This is a genomic window from Agrobacterium sp. 5Ca39 (assembly GCF_055382365.1).
The window spans coordinates 301,717-325,335 of record NZ_AP026436.1 but is presented as its reverse complement, the minus strand read 5'-3'; the positions used below and the strand labels follow the sequence as shown (position 1 = coordinate 325,335).

The 23,619-nt window shown below is 60.0% G+C and carries 24 protein-coding genes and 1 pseudogene; 17 read left to right on the top strand and 8 right to left on the bottom strand.

Features of this window, described 5'->3' with window-relative positions; translation table 11 throughout:
• Window positions 1-95 precede the first annotated feature (95 nt).
• The 5 genes and pseudogenes from relB (at window position 96) to copM (ending at window position 2,209) form a co-directional block, all read left to right on the top strand.
• Complete coding sequence (gene relB, locus ACZ47E_RS01530; protein WP_004440186.1) at window positions 96-329, top strand: type II toxin-antitoxin system RelB family antitoxin; 234 nt, start codon at window positions 96-98, stop codon at window positions 327-329.
• Window positions 313-581 (top strand): annotated as a pseudogene (locus tag ACZ47E_RS01525) (type II toxin-antitoxin system RelE family toxin). Before relB ends, ACZ47E_RS01525 begins: the two are co-directional and overlap by 17 nt.
• A gap of 6 nt (window positions 582-587) precedes the next feature.
• Window positions 588-1,352, top strand: coding sequence for a hypothetical protein (locus ACZ47E_RS01520; protein WP_004440184.1), 765 nt, complete (start codon window positions 588-590; stop codon window positions 1,350-1,352).
• A 41-nt stretch (window positions 1,353-1,393) separates the two neighbouring features.
• Window positions 1,394-1,777 carry a hypothetical protein gene (locus ACZ47E_RS01515; protein WP_234899157.1) on the top strand — a complete coding sequence of 128 codons (384 nt, stop codon included), beginning with the start codon at window positions 1,394-1,396 and terminating at the stop codon, window positions 1,775-1,777.
• A gap of 57 nt (window positions 1,778-1,834) precedes the next feature.
• Window positions 1,835-2,209 carry a CopM family metallochaperone gene (gene copM / locus ACZ47E_RS01510; RefSeq protein WP_004440183.1) on the top strand — a complete coding sequence of 125 codons (375 nt, stop codon included), beginning with the start codon at window positions 1,835-1,837 and terminating at the stop codon, window positions 2,207-2,209.
• A 146-nt stretch (window positions 2,210-2,355) separates the two neighbouring features.
• Here the strand turns inward: copM and ACZ47E_RS01505 are convergent, their stop codons facing one another.
• Entirely contained in the window at window positions 2,356-3,273 is a 918-nt protein-coding gene (locus ACZ47E_RS01505) for a LysR substrate-binding domain-containing protein (RefSeq protein WP_004440182.1), read from the bottom strand.
• 81 nt (window positions 3,274-3,354) lie between these two features.
• On the opposite strand from ACZ47E_RS01505, the gene ACZ47E_RS01500 reads away from it, so the two are divergent.
• The gene (locus ACZ47E_RS01500) at window positions 3,355-4,398 is read left to right on the top strand and encodes a YeiH family protein (RefSeq protein ID WP_278067255.1); all 1,044 of its coding nucleotides are present in this window, start codon (window positions 3,355-3,357) and stop codon (window positions 4,396-4,398) included.
• 14 nt (window positions 4,399-4,412) lie between these two features.
• On the opposite strand, the gene ACZ47E_RS01495 is transcribed toward ACZ47E_RS01500, so the two are convergent.
• Both ACZ47E_RS01495 and ACZ47E_RS01490 read right to left on the bottom strand, forming a co-directional pair.
• Window positions 4,413-4,856 (bottom strand): hypothetical protein, encoded by a 444-nt coding sequence (locus tag ACZ47E_RS01495; RefSeq protein WP_004440178.1) that lies wholly within the window; start codon window positions 4,854-4,856, stop codon window positions 4,413-4,415.
• On the bottom strand, window positions 4,853-5,482 hold the full coding sequence (locus ACZ47E_RS01490; protein ID WP_004440176.1) for a DNA-3-methyladenine glycosylase I: 630 nt from the start codon (window positions 5,480-5,482) through the stop codon (window positions 4,853-4,855). The genes ACZ47E_RS01495 and ACZ47E_RS01490 overlap by 4 nt, the downstream gene beginning before the upstream one ends.
• A gap of 234 nt (window positions 5,483-5,716) precedes the next feature.
• Between ACZ47E_RS01490 and ACZ47E_RS01485 the strand changes: the two genes are divergently transcribed.
• Window positions 5,717-6,493 (top strand): L,D-transpeptidase, encoded by a 777-nt coding sequence (locus ACZ47E_RS01485; protein ID WP_004440174.1) that lies wholly within the window; start codon window positions 5,717-5,719, stop codon window positions 6,491-6,493.
• Window positions 6,494-6,756: 263 nt separating this feature from the next.
• Window positions 6,757-7,416, top strand: a complete 660-nt coding sequence (locus ACZ47E_RS01480) for an outer membrane beta-barrel protein (RefSeq protein WP_278067254.1) — start codon at window positions 6,757-6,759, stop codon at window positions 7,414-7,416.
• A gap of 224 nt (window positions 7,417-7,640) precedes the next feature.
• Here ACZ47E_RS01480 and glcF read toward each other — a convergent pair whose 3' ends face one another.
• From glcF to ACZ47E_RS01465, 3 genes are all read right to left on the bottom strand, one after another.
• Window positions 7,641-8,942 (bottom strand): glycolate oxidase subunit GlcF, encoded by a 1,302-nt coding sequence (glcF, locus tag ACZ47E_RS01475; RefSeq protein WP_278067253.1) that lies wholly within the window; start codon window positions 8,940-8,942, stop codon window positions 7,641-7,643.
• A gap of 3 nt (window positions 8,943-8,945) precedes the next feature.
• Window positions 8,946-10,160, bottom strand: coding sequence for a glycolate oxidase subunit GlcE (gene glcE / locus ACZ47E_RS01470; protein WP_278067252.1), 1,215 nt, complete (start codon window positions 10,158-10,160; stop codon window positions 8,946-8,948).
• A 202-nt stretch (window positions 10,161-10,362) separates the two neighbouring features.
• Entirely contained in the window at window positions 10,363-11,796 is a 1,434-nt protein-coding gene (locus ACZ47E_RS01465; RefSeq protein WP_278067251.1) for an FAD-linked oxidase C-terminal domain-containing protein, read from the bottom strand.
• Between the two features lie 105 nt (window positions 11,797-11,901).
• Between ACZ47E_RS01465 and ACZ47E_RS01460 the strand changes: the two genes are divergently transcribed.
• On the top strand, window positions 11,902-12,801 hold the full coding sequence (locus ACZ47E_RS01460) for a LysR family transcriptional regulator (protein WP_004440165.1): 900 nt from the start codon (window positions 11,902-11,904) through the stop codon (window positions 12,799-12,801).
• A 3-nt stretch (window positions 12,802-12,804) separates the two neighbouring features.
• Here the strand turns inward: ACZ47E_RS01460 and ACZ47E_RS01455 are convergent, their stop codons facing one another.
• Window positions 12,805-14,034: a DUF3422 domain-containing protein gene (locus tag ACZ47E_RS01455; protein ID WP_464016991.1), complete on the bottom strand. Its 1,230-nt coding sequence runs from the start codon at window positions 14,032-14,034 to the stop codon at window positions 12,805-12,807.
• Between the two features lie 332 nt (window positions 14,035-14,366).
• Here ACZ47E_RS01455 and ACZ47E_RS01450 point away from each other — a divergent pair, with 332 nt between their 5' ends.
• The 7 genes from ACZ47E_RS01450 to ACZ47E_RS01420 all read left to right on the top strand — a co-directional run bounded on the left by ACZ47E_RS01450 (window position 14,367) and on the right by ACZ47E_RS01420 (window position 21,971).
• Entirely contained in the window at window positions 14,367-15,140 is a 774-nt protein-coding gene (locus ACZ47E_RS01450; RefSeq protein ID WP_278067249.1) for a FadR/GntR family transcriptional regulator, read from the top strand.
• A 103-nt stretch (window positions 15,141-15,243) separates the two neighbouring features.
• A complete protein-coding gene (locus tag ACZ47E_RS01445) occupies window positions 15,244-16,590 on the top strand; it encodes a glycosyltransferase family 4 protein (RefSeq protein ID WP_278067248.1) in 1,347 nt (448 codons plus the stop codon).
• The gene (locus ACZ47E_RS01440; RefSeq protein ID WP_278067247.1) at window positions 16,587-17,333 is read left to right on the top strand and encodes an HAD-IIB family hydrolase; all 747 of its coding nucleotides are present in this window, start codon (window positions 16,587-16,589) and stop codon (window positions 17,331-17,333) included. Before ACZ47E_RS01445 ends, ACZ47E_RS01440 begins: the two co-directional genes overlap by 4 nt.
• A 287-nt stretch (window positions 17,334-17,620) precedes the next feature.
• Window positions 17,621-18,061 carry an NUDIX hydrolase gene (locus tag ACZ47E_RS01435; RefSeq protein ID WP_278067494.1) on the top strand — a complete coding sequence of 147 codons (441 nt, stop codon included), beginning with the start codon at window positions 17,621-17,623 and terminating at the stop codon, window positions 18,059-18,061.
• 161 nt (window positions 18,062-18,222) lie between these two features.
• The gene (locus ACZ47E_RS01430) at window positions 18,223-19,728 is read left to right on the top strand and encodes an inorganic phosphate transporter (protein ID WP_107340504.1); all 1,506 of its coding nucleotides are present in this window, start codon (window positions 18,223-18,225) and stop codon (window positions 19,726-19,728) included.
• Window positions 19,729-19,742: 14 nt separating this feature from the next.
• The gene (locus ACZ47E_RS01425; RefSeq protein ID WP_172874019.1) at window positions 19,743-20,480 is read left to right on the top strand and encodes a 16S rRNA (uracil(1498)-N(3))-methyltransferase; all 738 of its coding nucleotides are present in this window, start codon (window positions 19,743-19,745) and stop codon (window positions 20,478-20,480) included.
• Window positions 20,481-20,597: 117 nt separating this feature from the next.
• Window positions 20,598-21,971, top strand: a complete 1,374-nt coding sequence (locus ACZ47E_RS01420) for a glutamate--cysteine ligase (RefSeq protein WP_107340503.1) — start codon at window positions 20,598-20,600, stop codon at window positions 21,969-21,971.
• Window positions 21,972-22,150: 179 nt separating this feature from the next.
• Here the strand turns inward: ACZ47E_RS01420 and ACZ47E_RS01415 are convergent, their stop codons facing one another.
• Window positions 22,151-22,432: a YjiS-like domain-containing protein gene (locus ACZ47E_RS01415; RefSeq protein ID WP_107340502.1), complete on the bottom strand. Its 282-nt coding sequence runs from the start codon at window positions 22,430-22,432 to the stop codon at window positions 22,151-22,153.
• 204 nt (window positions 22,433-22,636) lie between these two features.
• Between ACZ47E_RS01415 and ACZ47E_RS01410 the strand changes: the two genes are divergently transcribed.
• Window positions 22,637-23,587: a LysR substrate-binding domain-containing protein gene (locus ACZ47E_RS01410; protein WP_004440144.1), complete on the top strand. Its 951-nt coding sequence runs from the start codon at window positions 22,637-22,639 to the stop codon at window positions 23,585-23,587.
• The last annotated feature ends 32 nt before the right edge of the window (window positions 23,588-23,619 follow it).

The following is a 23,619-nucleotide window of genomic DNA, read 5'->3' as shown; positions in this document are numbered from 1 at the left end:
GCAAGCCGCAAAGGCTCCGGTTTTACTGGCCGCGAAGGACAAGTGATGCTATATGGGATGCATGTATCCCATTTTAGTCGGAAAGGACGCAAGCGATGAGCAAACAGACGGCCATCCGCCTCCCGGATGAGACCTATGAGCGGCTGAAAGCGCTTTCCGAGCGCACCGGACGCACATCTGCCTATTACATTCGCGAGGCGATCGAGAAGCATATCGAAGATATGGAAGATCTTTATCTCGCCGAAGAGGCGACGCGGCGACGGATCGCAAACAATGAGCGCACCTATACTCTGGAAGAAGTGATGCGCAATCTTGACCTGGAAAATTGAGTTTCAGCACCGCGCCGTCAAGCAGCTTGAAAAGCTGGCGAAGCAAGATGCGAACCGCATCGTTTCGTTTCTGGCAGACAGGGTGGTGCAAAATGAAAATCCCCGCCAGACTGGTGCCGCCTTGCAAGGCTCCGAACTCGGCAATTATTGGCGCTACCGGGTGGGCGATTATCGCATCATCTGCGATATACAGGATCACAAGCTAATCGTGCTGGTGGTCGAATCGGCCATCGCCGCGAAATTTACCGTTAGGCATTCATGATCCTCGAAGCCCTGCAATATGCCGCGACACGCGCGGTCACGCCGAAAGAATTCCGGCCGCATATCCGCTATTCCGTCAATCTCTGGGCACGCGCCAATCGTTGCGCCAAAGCCTGGGCGGAGCATGAAAACAACAGCCGGCAATTCGTGCTGCAATCGGCGAGAAAGCTGAAGCAGAGACGGACCGCCGTGGTGCTGGGGTCCGGCCTGTTGCGGGATGTGCCCCATGAGGCGCTGGTGGCGATGTTCGATACCGTCGTTCTGGTCGATCTGGTACATCTCGCCAGCGTGCAGGCGAAGTTGCGGCTCAATGCCAAAAAGAACGTCCGCATCGCCAATCGCGATCTTTCCGGCTTCGATGATCTCATGGCCGGCCGACCGGCGGAACCGCTCGATTTCCTGCGGCGGGTGCCCTATCTCGATTTTGTCGTCTCGGCCAACCTGCTGTCGCAGATCGGTACGGGTGCACAGCATCGGCTGGAACGGCAGAAAATAGCGGCTACGCCTGATGATCTCCTGCCGAAACTCATTCATACGCATCTCGATGCGCTGGCCGGTCTGCCCTGCAAGGTGTGCCTCGTGACGGACACCGCCTTTGACGTCATCGGCAAGGATGGAAGCCTGCACCAGCACGAAGACCTGCTGCACGGCATTGAGCTTCCCGCGCCCGCCGCTGCATGGGAGTGGCCGCTCGCGCCGCTTGGCGAGGAAAGCAGGGATTATCGCATCGTGCACCACGTCATTGCACGCGAACTGACCTGATCGTCATGCTTATTCCATAATTTCAGCGGTAACTTCACATCATGCCCCATGTGGTCCGCACATTGATGTTCCTTGCCTGCCTGCTTTACGGCGCGATGCCGGCGCAGATGGCGATGAGCATGCCGACAGGCATGGTTGTTTCCTCGCAATTGCCGATGAAACATCAAGATACCCAATCACACCCGCAAGATCACGGTTCTCAAACGCCTGCGGAGAATGCCGCTCATGACGCGGGAACGGGCGGTTGCTGCCCCCACGGCAACGATGCTTCACATCCGGATTCCTGCGCCGCCTGCCTGATCGTGGTTCCACGAATGATCTTTGCCGATGCCGGGCGGATGGCATTCGCCTATCCGAAGCCGCAACGCGGCACTGTGTTTGACGGCAAGGCTTTCGCGCCGCCGCTACCGCCTCCCCGCGCCTGACCGCAGATTTTTCAGACCGACTTTCGAAAAATCCGTCAGACACAGGAAGGATAATCCATGTCTATCAAGACCATTACGCTCGCCGCCGCTTTTGCGGCCTCTCTCGCCATGCCCGCTTTTGCACAGGACGCGGGCGGCCATGCCGGACACGACATGTCAAAAGGCAGCATGAGCGACAGCGCTTCCACCCAGGCCTTCATGGAAGCCAGCAAAAAGATGCATGGCAATATGGCCATCGATTATAGTGGTGATGCCGACGTCGATTTCGTGCGCGGCATGATCCCGCATCATCAGGGGGCGATCGATATGGCCAAGGTCCAACTGCAATACGGCAAGGACCCGGAAATCCGCAAGCTGGCCGAAGAAGTGATCAAGGCGCAGGAAGGCGAAATCGCCATGATGAAGGCCTGGCTGAAGTCCAGGGGCAAGTGATTGCTATTGTTGAAGGGGAGCGCCGGCTATGGCGCTCCTCCGGCAACTTTGCGGCATATTTCTTCCCCCGGCGGGGAGAAGAAACTTGCGACAGCTTTCCCATACAACGGCGAACGCGCGAACGCCGCCTGCCACCCCGCGCTTTACTATAACCCCGCAAGACCGGCCTTGTAATCCTCCGATGCCGCGCGGCTGAGGCGTTCCAGCTCCATGGCTGCCCGGCTGGTGTGGCGTTCCTTGTGGCGCAACAAAGCGAAGTTGCGGGCGGGCAGATCAATACCAGCGCGAACGAGCAGCCCTTGCCGCAGGAAGAGGGATGCCACTGAGGCTGAAACCGCCGTCGCAGCCCCGCCGGAGCGTGCCGCCATCACCACCGCCTCGTTGGACGGCAGTTCAAGCATGACCGAGAGTTCACCCGGATCCACGCCCATCTGCCGCACCGCCGCCTCGAAGGCGGAGCGGGTGCCGGAGCCCTGCTCGCGCAGAACCCATGAAGTGCCGTAGAGGATATCCAGCGCGGTGAGATAACGGCCATCGGCAAAGGGATGGGCGGAGCCCGTGACGACCAGAAGCTTGTCAGACACCACCGGCTGCACCATCAGAGCCGGCTCATCGATCCTGCCTTCAATGAAACCCACCTCCGCAAGACCGTCCAGCACCGCCTGCGTCACGGTCTTGGTATTGCCGATATCCAGCCGCACGGTGACACCGGGATAGAGCTTCTTAAACTGCATCAGGATCGGCGGCAGCCAGTAGCTCGCAATGGTCTGGCTGGCGCAGACGGTGATTTCGCCGCGCGTCAGCCCGCCCATTTCGGAGAGAATTAGCTCCGCATTGCGCACACGCGCCAATGTCGCCTTTGCTTCACCCAGAAACACCCGGCCGCTTTCAGTCAACTCAATGTTGCGTCCGACGCGGTGGAACAGTTCGACATTATAAAAGGCTTCGAGATTTTTGATGGCGGAGCTGACGGCGGAGGCGGTCAGACCGATGGCTTCCGCAGCCCTTGTCAGGTGCTCGCGTTCGGCTACGGCTATGAAAATACGGAGCTGCTCAAAGGTCATGGTTTTTCATTCGATTTTATCGAATAATATATGCCATATTATTTGATAGAATAAAACAGGCTGCTGCGGCATGGTCTGGTCATGGCCCAACATCGCACCCTTGCTCATCCCTTCCAGTTTTCGCTCCGCTGGCTCGCCCCGCTTCTTCCGGGCATTCTCCTCTGTGCGGCCGTCAGCTGCGCCGCCATTCTGGCGGAGCGCTTTCAGGTGCGGCTTGCGGGCCATGCCTGGCTTGGCGATCTCGTTCTCGCCATTCTGATCGGGACCATGCTGCGTTCGCTGGTGGCTCTGCCCGCAGCCGCTTCCGCCGGCATAAAGTTCAGCGCCAAGACCCTGCTTGAAATCGCCGTGGCGCTTCTCGGTGCATCACTCAGCCTGTCCATCCTCAAGGGCGCCGGCGGATTGCTGATAGGTGGCATTGCGCTGATCGTCGTGCTGTCACTGGTCGTCAGCTATGCCGCCGGGCGGATGCTCGGCCTCCCGCCCAAGCTCGCGACGTTGATTGCCTGCGGCAATTCCATCTGCGGCAATTCCGCCATTGCCGCTGCGGCCCCTGCCATCGGCGCCAAGCCGGAAGATGTCGCCGCCTCGATTGCCTTTACCGCGGTTCTCGGTGTCGCCGCCGTGCTTTTGATGCCGTTCCTGCCGCAGCTTCTCGGGCTCGACGCCACCCAATACGGCATCTTCGCCGGGCTTACGGTCTATGCCGTGCCGCAGGTTCTGGCCGCCACCGCCCCGCTTGGCGCGATTGCCGTGCAAACCGGCACCATCGTGAAGCTCATCCGCGTGCTGATGCTGGGACCTGTCATCGCCACCCTCTCCGTCGTCCACGGCCGGTCGGACAAGGGACGCCTCAGATTGCAGCAGATGGTTCCGTGGTTCATCATCGGCTTCGTGCTGATGATCATGGCCCGGTCATTCGGTCTCATACCTGAAGTCCTGCTTGCCCCCGTCGCCTCTCTCTCAAACATCCTCACCATCATGTCGATGGCGGCGTTGGGCCTGTCGGTCGATATCCGCAGCCTTCGCCACGCCGGCGGTAAGGTCATCCTGGCTGCCAGCCTGTCTCTCTTGCTGCTCGGTATCCTGAGCTTTGGCCTGATCATATTGACCCAGACGACCTGAGCCAGCTTCCGGCTTTATTCGCCGGCGCTGACAGTAAGTGTATAATGCGCACCGAGCCCGCGGCGCGGCGAACCGAGAATGAGCGTCGGGCGAATCAACCACTCGGTATCTGCCTTTGGTGTCAGCGTCGCCACCTTGCCCTGGGAATCGCTGAAGAAAATCGCATCTTCATCCGGGGTCGAAAAATCGAAGATCGCCATCAACACGAATTCGCTCGAGGCGGCAAGCTCGACCTTCACCGTCTGCCCTGCCTTCACCTTCAGACGATAAACATCGCCGCGCCCGCGACGCGTCCAGCCCTCGAGCTTCAGCGGGCCGGCCGGTGGCAACGCCACCTCCTTCAGCCTTTCGCCGTCATCCAGCCAGATACCGTCAACGTTGCGGCCTTCCGCAAAGGAGGGGTGCGGCACGGCGGCCATGGCCATGGCAAGCGCCAGGAGAAGGGGGGTTACCTTCATGGACGTACAAACTCCCGCCGCATGACCTCTATCGGCTGGCGGCAATGACAGCCTTCGATATGGTCGTTGACCATACCCATGGCCTGCATGAATGCATAGACGGTCGTCGGGCCGACAAAGGTCCAGCCCCGCTTCTTCAGATCCTTGGAAAGGCGGATGGAGGCGGCGCTAGTGGGATTGGCCCTTAAAGTCGCATAGTCCAGCCTTTGCGGCCTTTCTGCGGCAGCCGGTTCGAAGCCCCAGAAATATCGGGCGAGCGACCCGAACTCGTCCCGCAGAGCCACGGCGCGGCGGGCGTTGTTGATGGTGGAAACAATCTTGCCGCGATGGCGGATAATGCCCTTGTCGGCAAGGCAGCGCTCGATATCGGCCTCGCCGAACTCGGCCACTTTTTCGAACTCGAAATTGGCGAATGCAAGACGGAAAGCCTCCCGCTTGCGCAGCACCGTCAGCCAGGAGAGGCCGGACTGAAAGCCCTCCAGGCAAATTTTCTCAAACAGGCGGCGATCATCGGTGACGGGATAACCCCATTCCTCGTCGTGATATCGGCTGTAATCCGCAAGCCCCTGCTGCCAGAAGCACCGAACAAGGCCATCCGCGCCCGTTTCAAGTCCCGCCTCGATCATTTCCGCGACCACCTTTTCCACTCCGCCTGCGACCACTTAAAGACTGCACTTACCACTCATTCACCACGTTTCAAAACGGGGTGCTAACCCTAAAATCAGCTTTCCTTAATCAAGCGCTTTTTAATGAACAGCCATTTACGATTCGCTGGCGTCAAGGTGCGAACGTGTTCGGCAAAGCGGGAGAATGATCCCGCAAATCCATAGTTGCGACGTCCCGCAGAGAGAGTCCACCCGATGACGATGAAGTCCGTTTTCCTGGCGCTGAGCCTTGTTTCCACCCTCGCCGTCCCTGCCGCCATGGCCAATGAACGTTATCGCGAGCGTCCGCCCGTCGTCGTCAGCCCGGATCTTTCTGCGCCATGGGTAACCCAGCTCGGCGGCCGCGGCAACGTGCGCCCCGTTGTCTATCCGCGCGCACCTGCCGCACGCCAGCCGTTCTTCCAGCAGCGCCAGGCCGCGATGCCGCAGCGACCCAGCTCCGGCGTCACATCGCAGCGCCCGGCACGGGTGCAGAATGCCGCCGTACGCCCCAATGCGCCGGTGCGTACCCAGATCGCGCCGCAATTCCTGCCGCAGATCGTCACCTATCCGACCAATGAAAAACCCGGCACTATCGTCATCGATACGCCGAACCGTTTCCTCTATCTCGTGCTTGCTGATGGCAAGGCCCGGCGTTATGGCGTCGGCGTCGGCAAGCCCGGTTTCGAATGGGCTGGAACTCACAAGGTAACCCGTAAGGCGGAATGGCCGAGCTGGACCCCGCCGAAGGAAATGATCACCCGAGAGGCGGCAAAAGGACATTACCTGCCGGCCTTCATGGAAGGCGGCCCCGCCAACCCGATGGGCGCGCGCGCCATGTATCTCGGCTCGACGCTTTACCGGATCCACGGCACCAACCAGCCCTGGACGATCGGCAGCAACAATTCCTCCGGCTGCATCCGTATGCGCAACGAGGATGTCACCGACCTCTATGAGCGCGTCAACGTCGGAACCAAGGTCATTGTGATATGACGGCAACGGTTCAGCCTTTCCGGCCGCTTCGGAACGGGCGTATCGGCTTATCCGCTTGAATTACCGCCCTGCGGCGGTACAATCCGGCTCACTTCAGCGGAATGAGACTTGGCGGGGGACGCCAGGCGCCGAACCTCTCTCAGGGGGATGACGGAACGGCCTTAAAGCGGGTGGTCAATCGACCGCCCGTTTTTCGTTTCTGTCATTCAAATGTTATCAAAAAACGGTTTGGTGAATTACTGATATCAATCTGGATTCACTTCATGCCGCGCCATACTTCATTTGTTTGCGCCCTGCTCTTCAGCGGCGTTTCTTTCTCTGCCGCAATCGCGGGCGAATTCGAAATTTCCGGTTACGGCGGCTGGCAAAGCGCACCGCACAGCGATGTGAAAGTTTCCGACGGTCCGGATTTCCGCGCCGGATGGGAAGGCAAGTCCTTTTCCAACCCGCCCTACTGGGGCGTGCGCGGCACCTACTGGTTCGATGAGGGTCAGCTCCGGAATTTCGGTATCTCGCTCGATTTCACCCATGACAAGGTCTATGCCGATGACCAGACGCTTGCCCGCTCAGGCTGGTCGCATTTCGAATTCACCGACGGCCTGAACCTACTGACGCTGAACGCGCTCTACCGCTTTCCGCTGGAATCCCTGCCGGTCACCCCTTACGTCGGCGCCGGCGTCGGCATCAACGTGCCGCATGTGGAAGTGTATCGCCCTTCGGGCAAGACTTTCGAATACCAGTTCGGCGGCGCAACACTGCAGGCGCAGGCCGGCCTCAGCTACCGCATCACCGACAGCTGGTCGACCTTCGTGGAATATAAGGGCACCTATTCCTTCGTCGATGTCGATATTGACAACGGCGGCTCGTTGAAGACCGACATCATCACCAATGCGGTGAATTTCGGTGTGGCGTATAAGTTCTAGAAGATATGGCCAGAGCGTGCCGCGTGGACGACGCTCTCTTTCTTCGTCATTCCGGCCATGAGCCGGAATCCAGCCAGCCCAAGTCATTGGGCTGGAAAGACTCTTCTCGTCGCGCCCACGCGCGTCGGCTGGATGCCGGGTCAAGCCCGGCATGACGGATGCCGAAAGTGCATGCGCGAAATGTGGCTCGGGTACTGCGCAGTCGAAAGTACCACGGGACGTTTCTAAACTGACAGCCTCGCCGGCTTCGGCCCGCCATAAGCCCAGTCCAAAAGCTCGACAGTGTGCAGGATCGGCATGTCCGTGCCGGTTCCGATCTGCGTGATGCAGCCGATATTTCCTGTCGCGATGACATCTGCCCGCGTGGCCTCGATGTTCTTCACCTTGCGCGCCTTGAGCTTGGCGGAAATTTCCGGTTGCAGGATGTTGTAGGTTCCGGCCGAGCCGCAGCAGAGATGCCCTTCCGCCGGATCACGCACGGCAAAACCCGCCGCCTTCAGCAGTTGTTTCGGCGCAAGCGTGATCTTCTGACCGTGCTGCATGGAGCAGGCGGAGTGATAGGCGACCGTCAGCCCTTGGCTTTGCTGTTGCGGCAGATCGAGCGTGGCGAGGTATTCGGTGATGTCCTTTGCCAGAGCCGAGACCCGCGCGGCTTTTTCGGCATAGGCCGGATCAAGCCGAAGCATATGGCCGTAATCCTTGATGGTGGTGCCGCAGCCCGACGCTGTGATGATGATGGCGTCGAGACCGCCATTCTCCATCTCGCGCGTCCAGACATCGACATTCCGCCGAGCAGAAGCCAGCGCCTCTTCCTCCCGCCCCATATGATGCACCAGCGAACCGCAGCAGCCCTCCCCTTTCGGCACAACGACCTCGATACCGAGCCGCGTAAGCAGCCGCAGCGTCGCCTCATTGATACCGGGATCAAGCACCGGCTGGGCGCAGCCGGTGAGAATGGCGACGCGCCCGCGCTTTTCACCTTCGGCCGGTCGCGCGCCCGGGCGGCTTGACGCCGACGCTGGAGGGACCGCGGCCGGTGCGAGAGCAAGCATGGACTGCAGCGGTTTCAGCGCAGGAGCCTTTGCAAAAAGGCCGGCGAAAGGCCGTGCCAGACGGGCCAGATGCAGGGCCAGCCGGAAACGGGCAGGATGGGGTAATATGCCGACCAGAAGATTGCGGATCAGCCGATCCATGAAGGGGCGCTTGTACGTCTGCTCGATATGGGCGCGGGCATGATCGACCAGATGCATGTAATCCACGCCGGAGGGGCAGGTGGTGGTGCAGGCAAGACAGGAAAGACAGCGGTCGATATGGGTGACCACCTCGCGGTCGGCCGGACGGCTGTTTTCCAGCATGTCCTTGATGAGGTAGATGCGGCCGCGCGGGCTATCCAGCTCGTTGCCAAGCGTGACATAGGTGGGACAGGTGGCGGTGCAGAAGCCGCAATGCACACATTTGCGCAGGATTTTTTCGGATTCCGCCACATGTGGATCGGCCAGCTGCTCAGGCGTGAAGGATGTTTGCATGGTTCAGACGGCCCTTTCCATCGTTACGGCCATCTTGCCGGGATTGAAGATGCCCACGGGATCGAGCTTTTCCCTGATACGCGCGGAAAGCAGCGCTTCCGCCGCCGGGCGCGGTTCGAAGGCCGCGACTTTGGCGCGCACAGCATCGCTCGCCCTTACCAGCGTGGCATGGCCACCGCCGAGCGCACGGATTGCGCCACGCAGCAGATGAGCTTCGGGGTCCGCCTCCATCTGCATCCAGACCAGGCCGCCCTGCCAGTCATAGAAGGCGTCGATGCCTGCCTCCATGCGCAGCGCTGCAACAAGCTGGTGGCCCATCGAAGGCGCTACCGAGACTTTCCAGAGCGGCTTGGCGGATTGGCCGGCATAGGGCGCGACATCCCGGACCTGCCGCCACAAAAGGCTGCTTTCGTCGCCCTCCAGCAGCGCCCAGGGTCCGACGCGATCCATGACCGACAGGAGTTTAGCCGTGCGGGCCTCCACCGAGGCCGCAAGGCCTTCCAGACGCAGAATGGTGGCCGGTCCTTCCGGCAAGGCGCCATCGATAAAGCGGGAGCGCACGCTTTCAGGCAGATGCGCCGCGCCGGAGACCTCGACGCTCATCGCCATCGCCGCCGCCATGATGCGTGTCGCCGCCTCGTCGTCAAGGCCGGACACGACAACGGTTTTTTCGACGGGCGGTTTCGGCAGCACGCGGAATGTGACTTCGGTGAGGAACCCAAGCGTGCCGAAAGAACCAGCGAGAAACTTCGACAGATCGAGACCGGTGACATTCTTCATCACCCGGCCGCCGGCCTTGATGATCTCGCCACTGCCATTAACGAAACGGATGCCCAGCAGGCTGTCGCGCGCCGCACCCGCCACATAGCGGCGCGGACCGGAAACATTGGCGGCAAAGACGCCGCCAATGGTCGGTTCGCCATGGGTGCCCATGATGGGGCGATGGTCCATCGGTTCGAAGGCCATCATCTGGCGATTTCCTGCCAGCGCCGCTTCGACAGTTGCGAGCGGCGTGCCAGCCCTGGCAGTCATGACCATTTCGGCGGGGACGTAGGAAACGATACCGTTCATCGCACGGGAGGTTAGCACGGTCTCCGCCGTCACCGCATTGCCGAAACCGGAGCGAGTGTTGCCGCCGAAGATTTTCAGCGGGGTTTTGCGCGTGGCATGATCGCGGATGATGTCGGCGACCTGGGTTTCTGCGTAGGGCGTCAGCATGCGATTGTTGCCTTCGAGCAAGTGATACCCACCTCTGCCCTGCCGGGCATCTCCCCCTCAAGGGGGGAGATCGATATGCCGCACCCACCCGTTCCATGGGCAGGGTGTTCTACCCTTGCCGATCTCCGCCCTTGAGGGGGAGATGCCCGGCAGGACAGAGGGGGGTAAGCCACACCCTGCAAGATCATAAAACCAGCGCCCATCAACCCCTCCCCTCAAGCGGAAACACCTTGGAAGGGTTCATCAGCCAGCCCTCGTCAAAGGCTGCCCGCACCGCCATCTGCTGTGCGAGATCGGCCTCGCCATATTGGTGCCGCATCAGGTCACGCTTTTCGATGCCCACACCATGTTCACCGGTCAAACAGCCACCGGCATCCACACAGAGCTTCAAAATTTCGTTGCCCGCTTCTTCCGCACGGGCCGCATCGTCAGGGTCATTGGCGTTGAACAGGATCAGCGGGTGCATGTTACCATCCCCCGCATGGAAGACATTGGCGACGCGCAGGCCGAGGCGATCGGTGATTTCGCTCGTCTTTTTCAGCACATGGGAAAGCTGGGAGAGCGGCACCGTGCCGTCCATGCAGATATAATCCGCGATACGACCCGTTGCGCCAAAGGCGGATTTGCGGCCTTTCCAGATCGCGGCCGCCTCCATTGCCGACTGACATTCCTTCACCGTCTTCACGCCATGTCGTCGGGCAATGGCCACGATATCGGCCAGCATGGCGTCCATTTCCGCCTCGGAGCCTTCGACTTCCACGATAAGAAGCGCACCGACGTCAAGCGGATATCCCGCTTTGGCGAAGGCCTCGCAGATTTCGATGGCCGGTTTGTCCATGAACTCGATGGCAACAGGGATGATGCCCGCGCCAATGATATCCGCGACGCAGGAGCCCGCTTCTTCGGAGGTTTCGAAACCGAACAGCACCGGGCGCGCGCCCTCCGGCTTGGCGATGAGGCGCACCGTTGCCTCCGTCACGATACCGAGCTGGCCCTCCGAGCCGCAGACAAGCGCGAGCAGGTCGTAACCTGCAGCATCCAGATGCTTGCCGCCCAACTCCAGCACCGTGCCATCGACCAGCACCATCTTGACGCCAAGCAGGTTATTGGTGGTGACGCCATATTTCAGACAGTGCGCGCCGCCGGAATTCATACCGATATTGCCGCCGATGGTGCAGGCAAGCTGCGAGCTGGGGTCGGGTGCATAAAAGAAACCCTCCGCGCCTGCGGCATCGGAGATGGAGAGATTGGTTACGCCCGCCTGTACCCGCGCCGTGCGATTGTAAAAATCAAGCTCAAGGATCGCACTCATCTTCGACAGGCCGATCACCACGGCGTCTTCCTGCGGGATAGCGCCGCCGGAAAGCGAGGTGCCGGCCCCGCGCGGCACGACCGGAATGCCGGAGCGATGGCAATATGTCATGACAGCCGCCACCTCCTCCGTCGTTCTCGGCAAAGCGACGGCGAGCGGCAGACGGCGATAGGAAACGAAAGCATCGGTCTCGAAAGGCACGAGTTCGCGCGGCTCGTGCACAAGACAGTCATCAGGCAGGACGGTCTTGAGGTCGGCGATAATTCGGTCGCGATCCGCCAAGACCTGAGCGCGCGGCTCCAGAAACTTTATAGGCTGCGTCACCGCCGCTCCTCCGTGCCGATAACTGGTATTGTTTCTTTACCACTTTGAAGCTGCGCAATCAAATGTTATGGATTTTTTCTATTCTGGAAACAATCAAGGGCAACTATGACAAATCTGGGTGATCTCGAAGTCTTTGCCAGCGTTGCCGCCTCCGGCAGCATGTCGCTTGCTGCCAAGGAGCTTGGTTATTCGCCCGCCGTCATTTCCAAGCGCATCAAGCGATTGGAAGAAAAGCTCGGTGCCCGGCTGTTCCAGCGCACCACGCGACAAATCTCTTTGACCGAAGCGGGGCAAGGCTTTTACGAACGGGTGCTGGCTGTTCTCGAAGGGCTGGAAGAGGCGGAGGATTTCGTCTCCGGCCGGGCCAATACCGTCAACGGCACGCTGAAGGTTTCCGCACCCACCTCTTTCGGGCGCATGCATATCGCGCCACATCTGAAGACATTCATGGAGCGGCATCCGGACCTGTCAGTCAATCTGGTGCTGAGCGATGAGTTCATCGATATTATCGAGGGCGGTTACGATCTGGCGATCCGTATCGCCGATCTCAACTCCTCCAGCCTCGTGGCCCGCAGGCTGGCACCGGTGCGGCGCGTGCTTTGCGCCTCGGCCGACTACGTAGCCGCGCATGGCATGCCGGATACGATCGAGGATCTGAAGAAACATCGCTGCCTGCCGGCGCACAATAATGACATCTGGCGGCTGGAGGGACCGGGCGGCGCGCTCAGCATTCGGCCTGAAGGCATGCTGGTCACCAATTCGAGCGAGGTGATCCGTGAGGCGGTGATATCAGGGCTTGGTGTTGCGCTGCGTTCGACATGGGATATCGGCCATGAATTGCGAAGCGGGAAGTTGGTACAGGTGCTGCCCGGTTATGAAGGGTCGCGCAACGTCACACTCTCGGCGGTTTATCCCAGCCGACAGTTCCTGCCCGCCAAAGTGCGCTTGTTCATCGATTATCTCGCCGCGCTTTATGGGCCGTCGCCCTATTGGGAGCAGGGCTGACACTCAGTGCCCGCCCTCCGCATGGGAGCGGCGGATGCGGCGCACCACCCACCAGACGCCAAGCACGGCGAAGGGCACAGAAACGCCGGTGACCACGGCCGGGTCGACCGGCAGCACATCATGGCTGATTGCCTTGGTGAGATAACCGATAAGCCCGACGACATAATAGGAGATGGCGGCGACAGACAGGCCTTCCACCGTCTGCTGCAGGCGAAGCTGCATCGCGGCGCGCTTGTTCATGGTGTTGAGCAGCACGGTGTTCTGCCGTTCCAGCTCCACATCGATCCAGCTTCGAACCAGAGCCGTGGCGCGATAGAGCTTGCGCGACAGGTTGGCCTGCCGCTCTTCCACCGACTGGCAGGTGCGCATGGCGGGCGCCATACGCCGTTCCAGAAAGCTGCCCATCGTCTCATGGCCCTGAACAGGCGTTTCCGCGAGCGCCCGGATGCGTTCGCGCACGATGCCGTCATAGGCGCGGCTGGCGCCGAAACGATAGAGGCTGAGCGCGGCATTGGCTTCAAGTTCGGCCGCAAGCCGGGTCATTTCGGCCAGCAGCGCATCCGCCTCGTCGCGCGCGCCGTTTTTCATGCGTTGGGTGATGCCCGTCAAGCCATCCTCGATGCGGCGGATTTCCGGCGAGAGCGTCTGCGCCATCGGCAGGCCGAGCATGGCAAGCGTGCGATAGGTTTCAATATCCAGCAGCCGCTGCACCAGCGCGCCGCGGCTGTAATCGCTGAGGCCGCGGTCGATCACCAATATCTGCGTCAGCCCGTCGCGATCCTGCCGGAAATCGGTGAGGATGGCCGCCTGACCGTCGCGCACGTCGCTATGACAGAGGCTGGTCGGCTCGAAGATTGTTTCCGCCTGCGAGGTAAAACCACTCTCCGGGCGAATTTCCAGCCGCACGCCCGAGATCAGCGAGCCGGGCGGCGAAAAGCAGTCACCGAAGGGATCGCCGGCAATCTCCCCGCCAAATTTTTCCGGCGCAGGGCCATCCCAGAACCAGGTCGAGAATTCGGTATGCCGCTCCCAGCGTAATGTCCCCTGCCCCCACGGCATGGCGTGGTGACGCGCATCGCGTTCCGGCGGCGCAACACCGCGGCTGCGCGACATTTCCGCAATGACGGAATGGTGCACGGCCGAGCCGCCATCCATCATGAAGGCAAGCTGGATGATGATGCGCGACGGGGCAAGCAGCACCGTCGGCCGCGCATGCACCTCGCCCAATGCCAGCGACCGTTCCGGCGCGCTTGCGAATGCAAATTACCCTTTGCCATTGCGATATCGTCCCCGCTTTTATGGCTGATGTCTAAGGCATCGATTGTGATGACAACACCACGATCGACGCCGATGTCACTGTTTTGATCCACCTGACAGAAAAATGCGCTGTAGTGCCCCTGTCGGGACCGCTTTAACAAAAGCCAATTCAAAAAGGCAGATGCCGTGTTGCCGCAGGCATTGATACAGCGAGCGAGAGAACTGGACAGAATATTTGACCAGTGCGAGACTTGCCTGATACTTTATACGATATCAAACACGGGCGGATTTCGCCGGGGACTTCTGCGATGGACGAAACGCTTTTTGCGCGCATCGAGCACAGCCGCACATCGCAGGAGGTGATCTTACGTTTCGAAGAACTGATACTCGACGGCATATTGCGCGATGGCGACCGGCTGCCCGGCGAGCGGGAACTGGCGCAGAAACTCGACGTCTCGCGGCCTATCCTGCGCGAAGCGCTGAAAGAACTCGAAACCCGCGGACTTCTCGTGAGCCGGCATGGTGGCGGCACTTATGTCGCCGATATTGTCGGGGCGGTCTTTTCCGATCCCTTGAGCGCGCTGATCACCCGCCACAGCCGGGCGACGCGGGATTTCCTCGAATATCGCCGTTATATTGAAGGCATGACCGCCGAACTTGCCGCGCAGCGGGCGACAGAACCGGACAGGCGCAACCTTGCCGCCATTGTCGAGCGGATGCGCGATGCGCACGAGGCAGGCCGCTTCGAAGAGGAACTGGCGGGGGATGTGGAGTTTCACAACGCCATCGGCGAAGCGGCGCACAACATCGTCCTTATGCACACGCTTCGCTCCTGCTACCGGCTGTTGAGCGACGACATCTTTTATAATCGCCACATCATCTTCAGTATCGCAGGCGCCCATGACGAGGTGCTGAGACAGCATGTCGCCATTTACGACGCCATCGTCGCCGGCGATCCGGCATCGGCACGGGCGGCTGCAGAGGCCCACATCGACTTCATAGTTGAGACGACATCCAGGGCGCATCAGGCGCGGGAATGGGACCGGATTTCCCGTTTGCGGCAGCAGCAGCGGAATAGTTAAAAACGCCCTCAGGCGAAATACGCAATCCATTTTATTCAGGTTTTGATGGAACCTTTTGTGCTCTTTGGTCTTTTTATCGGGTTAATTGGAAAAATTTACCAAGATGGGACCCATGACAACCACGAGCGAAACTGAACGCTATCCGCGGATAGCTCTCATATCGACGCATGGCTATGTCGCCGCGCATCCGCCACTGGGCGCGGCTGATACCGGGGGGCAGGTGGTTTATGTGCTTGAGCTTGCACGCAAACTCGGCCAACTCGGTTATACCGTCGATCTTTATACCCGCCGCTTCGAAGACCAGCCGGAATTCGACGAGGTCGATGAGCGCGTCCGCGTAGTGCGCATTCCCTGCGGCGGGCGTGACTTCATTCCCAAGGAATATCTGCACCGCCACCTGATGGAATGGTGCGAAAACGCCCTGCGTTTCATCAAGAAAAACGATCTCAACTACTCTTTTATCAACAGCCATTATTGGGACGCAGGCGTCGCCGGTCAGCGGATTTCCGAGGCGCTGAAAATCCCGCATCTGCATACGCCGCATTCGCTGGGCATCTGGAAAAAACGCCAGATGGAAACCGACTATCCGGAAAAGGCCGATACGTTCGAACTGGAGTTCAATTTCAAGGAACGCATCCAGCACGAACTCATCATCTACCGCAGCTGCGATATGGTGATCGCCACCACGCCGGTGCAGCTCGACGTCCTCATTGAAGACTACGGGCAAAAGCGCAAGCACATCCACATGATTCCGCCGGGTTATGACGACAACCGCTTTTTCCCGGTATCGGATGCGACACGGCAGATGATACGCCAGCGTTTCGGATTTGAAGGCAAGGTGGTGCTGGCGCTCGGACGACTTGCTACCAACAAGGGCTATGACCTGCTGATCGACGGCTTCTCGGTTCTTGCCGAGCGCGAGCCGGAGGCCCGCCTGCATCTTGCCGTGGGTGGCGAGAACATGGACGAGCAGGAAACCACTATCCTCAACCAGCTCAAGGAGCGGGTGAAATCGCTCGGACTGGAGGACAAGGTGGTATTCTCCGGCTATGTCGCGGATGACGACCTGCCCGACATCTATCGCGCGGCCGATCTCTTCGTGCTGTCCAGCCGCTACGAGCCCTTCGGCATGACGGCCATCGAGGCGATGGCAAGCGGCACACCGACCGTTGTTACCATTCACGGCGGATTGTTCCGAGCCGTCAGCTATGGTCGCCATGCGTTATTCGCCGATCCCTTCGACAAGGAGGATCTTGGCATCACCATGATGAAGCCGTTCAAGCACGAGCGACTCTATGGGCGCCTCTCCCGCATGGGCGCGCATAAGGCGCGCAGCCTCTTCACATGGACCGGGATTGCTCAGCAGCTTCTGGCCGTGGTGGAAGGCAGGACCATGATGCCGGTCCTCGAGGAAGCCGACTGGGCCGAACCATGGAATGACGGCGATTGAGACCGCTTCGCCTTTTTTCAACGGATCTCGACGGCACCGTCGTGGGCGATAATGACGCCACGCGGCGGTTCCGGGATTTCTGGCAGTCATTGCCGGACGATCGCCGTCCGGTTCTGGTGTTCAACAGCGGCAGGCTGGTGGATGACCAGCTCGCGCTTCTGGAAGAAGTGCCGCTGCCCCGGCCCGATTACATCATCGGCGGGGTCGGAACCATGCTGCATGCCAAGGAGCGCAGCGACCTGGAGAGCGCCTACACACATTCCCTCGGCACCGGATTCGACCCAAAGAAAATTGCCGATGTAATGAGCGCTGTTCCGGGCGTGACGATGCAGGAGGAGCGTTACCAGCATGGCCTCAAGTCCAGCTGGTTCCTGCATGACGCAGGTGAAGCGACACTGGCCGATATCGAGGCTGCGCTGATCAGGGCCGATATCGAAGCCCGGATCGTCTATTCCAGCGGGCGCGATCTGGATATATTACCGAAGGCCGCCGACAAGGGCGCGGCGCTCGCATGGTTATGTGGACAATTGCGTATCGGCCTCGACGAATCAGTGGTCGCAGGCGATACTGGCAATGATCGGGCGATGTTCGAGTTAACAGACATTCGTGGCGTCATTGTCGGCAATGCCCTGCCGGAGCTTGTATCGCTGGCTGATCTCGACAGCCGTTATTTCCGCTCGGGCGCGTCCGAAGCGGACGGCGTGGTTGAAGGCCTGCGCCATTGGGGACTGCGCCCCGCCTGAAGCGTTCCGTTATCGATGCTTTGGTTGCGAACGGTGTAAAAAGGACGCATCCGTGAGACCGCAATCGGGCTGTTCGGCCGGGGAACCACCCGGTCGAAACTTTGTTCGCAAATCTGCCGCATCATCTTTTCCGCAGGCTTCATCAGCGTGAAGACAGTAGTGGGTTATGGAGGTTGGGGGATTGGCGGAATTTACGGGATATCTATATTAGCAATTATCATAGGCAGGCAAAGAAGGACCTATTCGGATTGAAGATTTTGAATCGATTGGCGACAGATGTTGGCTTGATGTTGCGCAGACCGCCGCGGCAGCAATATGCGGCGCTCTGCTATCGGTTCTCCAAGAAAAATCCGGGGCCTGAAGTGCTGCTGCTGACAAGCAGGGATACGGGACGATGGGTCATTCCCAAAGGCTGGCCCATGGCGCATAAAAAGGCCCATGCGGTAGCCGAGCAGGAAGCCTATGAGGAAGCAGGCGTCAAGGGCACGGTGGAAAAGGCCCCCTTCGGTTACTACGAATACGAGAAAAAACTGAACAGTGGCATCAACGTGCCATGCAGGGTTCAGGTGCATCTGCTCGAAGTTTCCGAAATGCAGGATAGCTTTCCTGAAAAGGAATCCAGGCGACTGGAATGGGTCAGCCCCCAGGAGGCGACCAAGCGGGTGAACGAGCCGGAACTGAAAGCGCTGATGCTCGCTTTCGACAAACGGATGACGCATTCAAAATAGTGCGGCCGCCCCAGGTGTGGCAATTTGCAGTTTGTTTTTCCAACACGGCTTTTATCGTCTTTCCTTTTGGAAAGATGTACGAGATGTAACAGTCTTTCTGTAAATTGCCTTCAACCTGCGACACTGCCGGACGAAAGGGAATGCTGGCAAACGAGGTCTGAATGGCATTGAAGCCGCCATCAAACATGAAGCCGACGCTCGACAAGGATCTCGACAAGATTACCCGTGTCGAAGAAGCGACGCTGCATGTCACACAGCAGCTTGCGGGCCTTGGCGCCGGCTTCATGTTCGTCGTTCTGGCGGCGGTCTTCGCCGGTGCTTTTGTCGTAGGCACTTCGGGCGCCGTCATCATCATCGCCGCCGTCGCCATCGGCGCCTATATGGCAATCAATATCGGCGCCAATGACGTGACGAACAATGTCGGCCCCGCGGTCGGCGCCAAGGCGATGCCGCTTGCCGTCGCGCTCATCATCGCCGCGATCTGCGAGATTGCGGGGGCGCTGATCACCGGCGGCAATGTCGTCGAAACCATTTCCAGCGGCATCATCAACATCGAGACCATTCCCGACAGAACCGTTTTCTCCTGGGCAATGCTGTCTGCGCTTCTCGCCGCCGGCCTTCTCGTCAATATCTCGACCTGGACCAGAGCACCGATTTCAACCACTCATACGGTCGTGGGCGGAGTCGCGGGCGCGGGCATGGCCGCCTACGGAGCAAAAGCAGTGGACTGGCTGTCGCTCGGCAGCATCGCCTTCGCATGGGTCCTCGCGCCTTTCATCAGCGCCGCCATAGCAATCATCATCCTTGCTTTCATCAAGGAATTCATCATTTACCGTGAGGACAAGATTGGCGCGGCGCAGCGGTGGGTGCCGGTCCTCATCGGTTTGATGGCGGGTGTTTTTACGGCTTATCTCATCTGGGTCGGGTTGCGGCAGCTCATGCATGTATCGCTTGGCCACGCCAGCCTGATTGGGCTGGTGACCGGGCTTGTCGTCTGGCGGCTTGGCGTGCCGATCATCCGCAAGCAGTCGGAAGGACTGGAAAACCGCAACCAGTCGCTTCGCATCCTGTTCCAGTGGCCGCTCGTTCTCGCCGCCGGCCTGATGTCCTTCGCGCATGGGGCTAATGACGTTTCGAACGCCATTGGCCCTGTCGTTGCCATCGTGCGGGCCCTGCATGACGAGGCGGTGAGCACCTCTGCACGTGCGCCGCTGTGGGTGATGCTGGTCGGCGCCTTCGGGCTCTCCTGCGGTATCCTTCTTTATGGCCCGCGCCTCATCCGCCTCGTCGGTGAGCAGATCACCAAGCTCAACCCGATGCGCGCCTTCTGCGTTTCGGTGGCAACTGCGCTCACCGTTCTCGTCGCCTCGCGTTTTGGTCTGCCGGTCAGCACAACCCATACGGCGATCGGCGCGGTGTTCGGCGTCGGCTTTTTCCGTGAATGGTACACGCAATCGTCCCGCAGGCGGCAGGATCTGGTCCAGGTTGGTGACGGCCGACCCCGCCGATCTGACAAATATGCCGACAATCCTTCGGAGATACGCCGCCGATATCTTGTCCGCCGCTCCCACTTCATGACGATCATCGCCGCCTGGCTGGTCACCGTTCCCTCCAGTGCAGCGCTCGCGGCGCTGCTCTACTGGTTCACGTCCTTCCTCTTTCTCTAAAGCCGAAAAATCCCATGCGCGCCAATTTCCGGATGCAACGCCTGTATATCGAAGCCAGCCTTGCCGAAGGCGTCGCGCTGGAGGCGACCGCCGAACAGTTCAACTATCTCGCCAATGTGCTGCGCATGACAGATGGTGCGGAAATCCTGCTGTTCAACGGTCGCGACGGCGAGTGGAAAGCGCAACTTGCCTTTCCGAGCCGCAAGAAGATCGTGCTCGTCCCCCTCGAACAGACGCGGCCTCAGCCAAACCCCGCGGACCTGCATTATCTTTTCGCGCCGCTGAAAGTCGGGCGCATGGATTACCTGGTGCAGAAGGCGGTGGAGATGGGGGCCGGCCTGTTGCAGCCGGTGATGACACAGCATGTCCAAGGCAAGATTCACAACACCGAAAAATTGCGCGCCAACGCCATCGAAGCCGCCGAGCAGTGCGGCATACTGTCCCTGCCCGAGGTGGCCGAGCCGGTGAAACTGAAGGACATGCTGCACACCTGGCCCCACGACCGGCGCATCATCTATTGCGACGAAGGCGATACGGGGCAAAATCCGCTGCCGATCCTGCAGGCAGTGAAGGAACGCAAAATCGCATTGCTGGTCGGTCCGGAAGGTGGATTCTCGGAGGAAGAAAGGGAGCTTCTGCGCAGCCTCGACTTCGTCACCCCCATTCCGCTCGGGCCGCGCATTCTGAGGGCAGATACGGCTGCGGTTGCCGCACTGGCGGTCATTCAGGCCACGGTCGGCGACTGGAACTGAATGCTCCGTTGCTCTTCATGCATCTTTAAAAGAAATTCATTTGCCTCCAGCTACGATACGGCCCTATCTGCCAATCATATGCCTCGCCGCAACAGAGACGTCATAACAAGGTAAGCCATGGCACGCGACACGACCGACCAGACCCCCCTTTCCTCCGTTACGGAGCTTACCGATTATCTGGCGGGCGGTAACAAAGCTGAAGCCGATTTCCGTATCGGCACCGAGCACGAAAAATTCGCCTTTTTCCGCGAGGACAACCGGCCGGTTCCTTATTTCGGCGATGCCAGCATTTCCGCACTTTTGAAGGGCATGCAGGAGAAGCTCGGCTGGGACCCGATAATGGACGGTGAAAACATTATCGGCCTCGGCGAACAACACGGCATGGGTGCCATCTCCATCGAACCGGGCGGGCAGTTCGAACTTTCGGGCGCGCCGCTTGAGAACCTGCACCAGACCTGCAAGGAATCCAACCAGCATCTGGCGACGCTGCGCGAAGTGGCAGAGCCGATGGGCATCCGTTTCCTCGGCATCGGCGGCAGCCCGCTGTGGACCTTTGACGAAACGCCACGCATGCCGAAATCGCGCTACGCGATCATGACGCGCTACATGCCGAAAGTCGGGACCAAGGGTCTCGACATGATGTACCGCACCTGCACCATTCAGGTTAATCTCGACTTTTCATCCGAAGCCGACATGCGTCAGAAGATGCGCGTTTCCATGAAGCTGCAGTCTCTGGCAACGGCGCTTTTCGCCTCGTCGCCCTTTACGGAGGGCAAGCCGAACGGTCTTCTCTCGTGGCGCGGCGATATCTGGCGCGATACTGACAATCGCCGCTCGGGCGTCTTGCCCTTCACCTTCAACGAGGATTTCGGGTTCAAGGACTATGTGGAATGGGCGCTCGACGTGCCGATGTATTTCATCGTGCGCGACGGCAAATACCATGATTGCACCCATGTCACCTTCCGTCAGTTCATGAATGGTGCGCTCAAGGGCGAAATCGCCGCATGGGAACCGACCATGGGCGACTGGACGAACCATCTCTCCACCCTGTTCCCCGATGTGCGCCTGAAGCGTTTTCTGGAAATGCGCGGCGCCGACGGCGGCCCGTGGAGACGCATATGCGCCCTGCCAGCCTTCTGGGTCGGCCTTCTCTACGATCGGCAAGCGCTGGACGCTGCCGACGCACTGACGGCGGCCTGGAGCTTCGACGAGGTTATCGCCCTTCGTGATGCGGTTCCGGCCAAGGGACTGAATGCCGAAATCGCCGGCAAGCCGCTTCTCGGTATCGCGCGCGAAGTGCTCGATATTTCCCGCACCGGACTGAAAAACCGCAACCGGCTGAATGGCGAAGGTCAGGACGAGACCGTATTCCTGTCCTCGCTGGACGAGGTTTTGGCGAAGAAAACGACACTCGCCGAAGACTTGCTGGCGCTTTACAATGGCCGCTGGGGCGGCTCGGTTCTTCCTGTGTTTGAGGAATACCAGTATTAAAACCAGCGGAACCGCTTCGGGTTTCGCGAGAGCGCCAATCGCAGACATAAAAAAAGCCCGGTGCGGCCGAGGGGGCCTGACACCGGGCAAAGGCAGGGCTATTGGCAAATCACCCTGCGGGGAAACCTTTCGGCTGGAGGGCCTCTCCGGCAGCTGGAGGCCTGCCGGATGGCGCTATTTCAAAGGGTCTTGAACCGTGTTGCGGCCCGTCGACGTGCCGCGCGGGTCAGATGAGCGGTGGGATCTTCCAGCAGGCCCGTGTTGAGGGCGTCGCTGACGTCCGATCTTGCCAGGCCGATATCGGCGAGAAGACGATCATCCAGCTCGGTGAGGCCATTCGCCACGATACGATTGTAGATGCGCTGCACGAAGGTCTTGACGCGGAAAGCGACGCGGCGGAACGTATCGTTCGGCCGTGCTGTTGCAAGTTCCAGTTCCATTCTCCGTTCTGCCGTGCGCATGACACTTATCCTTTCGTAACGGCACGATGCGGCACCGCCCCCGGCGCACCACGCGCGAGAAGCTGCCTCGGGTTGGGGGCCTGACGTTTCGCCGGCCCCGGGGTTGAGATTGATTTGCTTGGTGTCAAAATGTCGCAAGACTATTGATCAGTCCAACGAATGTTTCTAATGTAAGACATCAATCATTCTGATGGATGACCATCCATGTCCGCACCTCTCGACATAGACCAGCTGCACACCTTCATCGCCATCGTCGATACGGGCAGCTTCACCAAGGCCGCAGACCGCGTTTTCAAGACACAGTCCGCCGTCTCGATGCAGATGCGACGGCTGGAAGAACGCATCGGCAAACAGCTCTTCGCCAAGGACGGGCGGGGCAACCGCCTTACGGCGGAAGGCGAAAAGCTGATGAACTATGCCCGCCGCATCATCCGCCTCAATAACGAGGCGATCGCCGCCTTCGATGACAACCGGCTGGAGGGCACGCTGCGCATCGGCACGCCCGATGACTATGCCGACCGTTACATGCCCGAGATCATCGGGCGTTTCGCGAAGACTCATCCGAATGTCGAGCTTTACATCGTCTGCGAGCCGTCGGTTAGCCTTGCGGAAAAAATGGCGCGCGGCGAACTGGATATCGCTCTCGTCACCCACAATCCGCGGGCCCGCTCGTCGGATGTGGTGCGCACCGAACCGCTGTGCTGGGTCGCTTCCGCCAACCATCCGCTGAAGGACGATGCCCCGGTGCCCCTCGCCGTCGGACGACGTGACTGCCACTGGCGCCAGCTCGCCTGTTCGGCGCTCGATGCCGACGGGCGCGATTACCAGGTGCTTTTTACCAGCTGGTCTTCAACCGTCGTTGCCGCCGCCGTGCTGGCGGGCATGGCTGTTTCGGTGCTGCCGGAATCGGCGCTGCGCACCGGCATGAAGGTTCTGACCGCCGCAGACGGCTTCCCGCCGCTGCCGCCGGTGCAGATCGGCCTGATGAAACGACCGGGCCTTTCCCCATCGCTGGTGAATGCCATCACCGACCATATCACCGCCTGCCTCGACAATATCTCACCAATGAGCGTGGTCGACGAGATGGACAGCGATGTGAAGACCTATCCGAAGATGCCGCGCCTGCGCGCCGGACATATGCTGCCGGGCTGGTAATCCGGCGGCGGATCGTGGAGCGCCCCCTGCTG

Coding starts and splice junctions, on each gene's coding strand:
- ACZ47E_RS01460 (WP_004440165.1), top strand. CDS start 11,902: ATGACAAATCTGGGTGATCTCGAAGTCTTTGCCAGCGTTGCCGCCTCC.
- ACZ47E_RS01425 (WP_172874019.1), top strand. CDS start 19,743: ATGCGCGCCAATTTCCGGATGCAACGCCTGTATATCGAAGCCAGCCTT.
- ACZ47E_RS01505 (WP_004440182.1), bottom strand. CDS start 3,273: ATGACCTTTGAGCAGCTCCGTATTTTCATAGCCGTAGCCGAACGCGAG.
- ACZ47E_RS01445 (WP_278067248.1), top strand. CDS start 15,244: ATGGGACCCATGACAACCACGAGCGAAACTGAACGCTATCCGCGGATA.
- ACZ47E_RS01500 (WP_278067255.1), top strand. CDS start 3,355: ATGGCCCAACATCGCACCCTTGCTCATCCCTTCCAGTTTTCGCTCCGC.
- ACZ47E_RS01420 (WP_107340503.1), top strand. CDS start 20,598: ATGGCACGCGACACGACCGACCAGACCCCCCTTTCCTCCGTTACGGAG.
- ACZ47E_RS01450 (WP_278067249.1), top strand. CDS start 14,367: ATGGACGAAACGCTTTTTGCGCGCATCGAGCACAGCCGCACATCGCAG.
- ACZ47E_RS01435 (WP_278067494.1), top strand. CDS start 17,621: ATGTTGCGCAGACCGCCGCGGCAGCAATATGCGGCGCTCTGCTATCGG.
- glcF (WP_278067253.1), bottom strand. CDS start 8,942: ATGCAAACATCCTTCACGCCTGAGCAGCTGGCCGATCCACATGTGGCG.
- ACZ47E_RS01430 (WP_107340504.1), top strand. CDS start 18,223: ATGGCATTGAAGCCGCCATCAAACATGAAGCCGACGCTCGACAAGGAT.
- ACZ47E_RS01410 (WP_004440144.1), top strand. CDS start 22,637: ATGTCCGCACCTCTCGACATAGACCAGCTGCACACCTTCATCGCCATC.
- relB (WP_004440186.1), top strand. CDS start 96: ATGAGCAAACAGACGGCCATCCGCCTCCCGGATGAGACCTATGAGCGG.
- ACZ47E_RS01490 (WP_004440176.1), bottom strand. CDS start 5,482: ATGATCGAGGCGGGACTTGAAACGGGCGCGGATGGCCTTGTTCGGTGC.
- copM (WP_004440183.1), top strand. CDS start 1,835: ATGTCTATCAAGACCATTACGCTCGCCGCCGCTTTTGCGGCCTCTCTC.
- ACZ47E_RS01485 (WP_004440174.1), top strand. CDS start 5,717: ATGACGATGAAGTCCGTTTTCCTGGCGCTGAGCCTTGTTTCCACCCTC.
- ACZ47E_RS01415 (WP_107340502.1), bottom strand. CDS start 22,432: ATGCGCACGGCAGAACGGAGAATGGAACTGGAACTTGCAACAGCACGG.
- ACZ47E_RS01495 (WP_004440178.1), bottom strand. CDS start 4,856: ATGAAGGTAACCCCCCTTCTCCTGGCGCTTGCCATGGCCATGGCCGCC.
- ACZ47E_RS01520 (WP_004440184.1), top strand. CDS start 588: ATGATCCTCGAAGCCCTGCAATATGCCGCGACACGCGCGGTCACGCCG.
- ACZ47E_RS01480 (WP_278067254.1), top strand. CDS start 6,757: ATGCCGCGCCATACTTCATTTGTTTGCGCCCTGCTCTTCAGCGGCGTT.
- ACZ47E_RS01515 (WP_234899157.1), top strand. CDS start 1,394: ATGCCCCATGTGGTCCGCACATTGATGTTCCTTGCCTGCCTGCTTTAC.
- glcE (WP_278067252.1), bottom strand. CDS start 10,160: ATGCTGACGCCCTACGCAGAAACCCAGGTCGCCGACATCATCCGCGAT.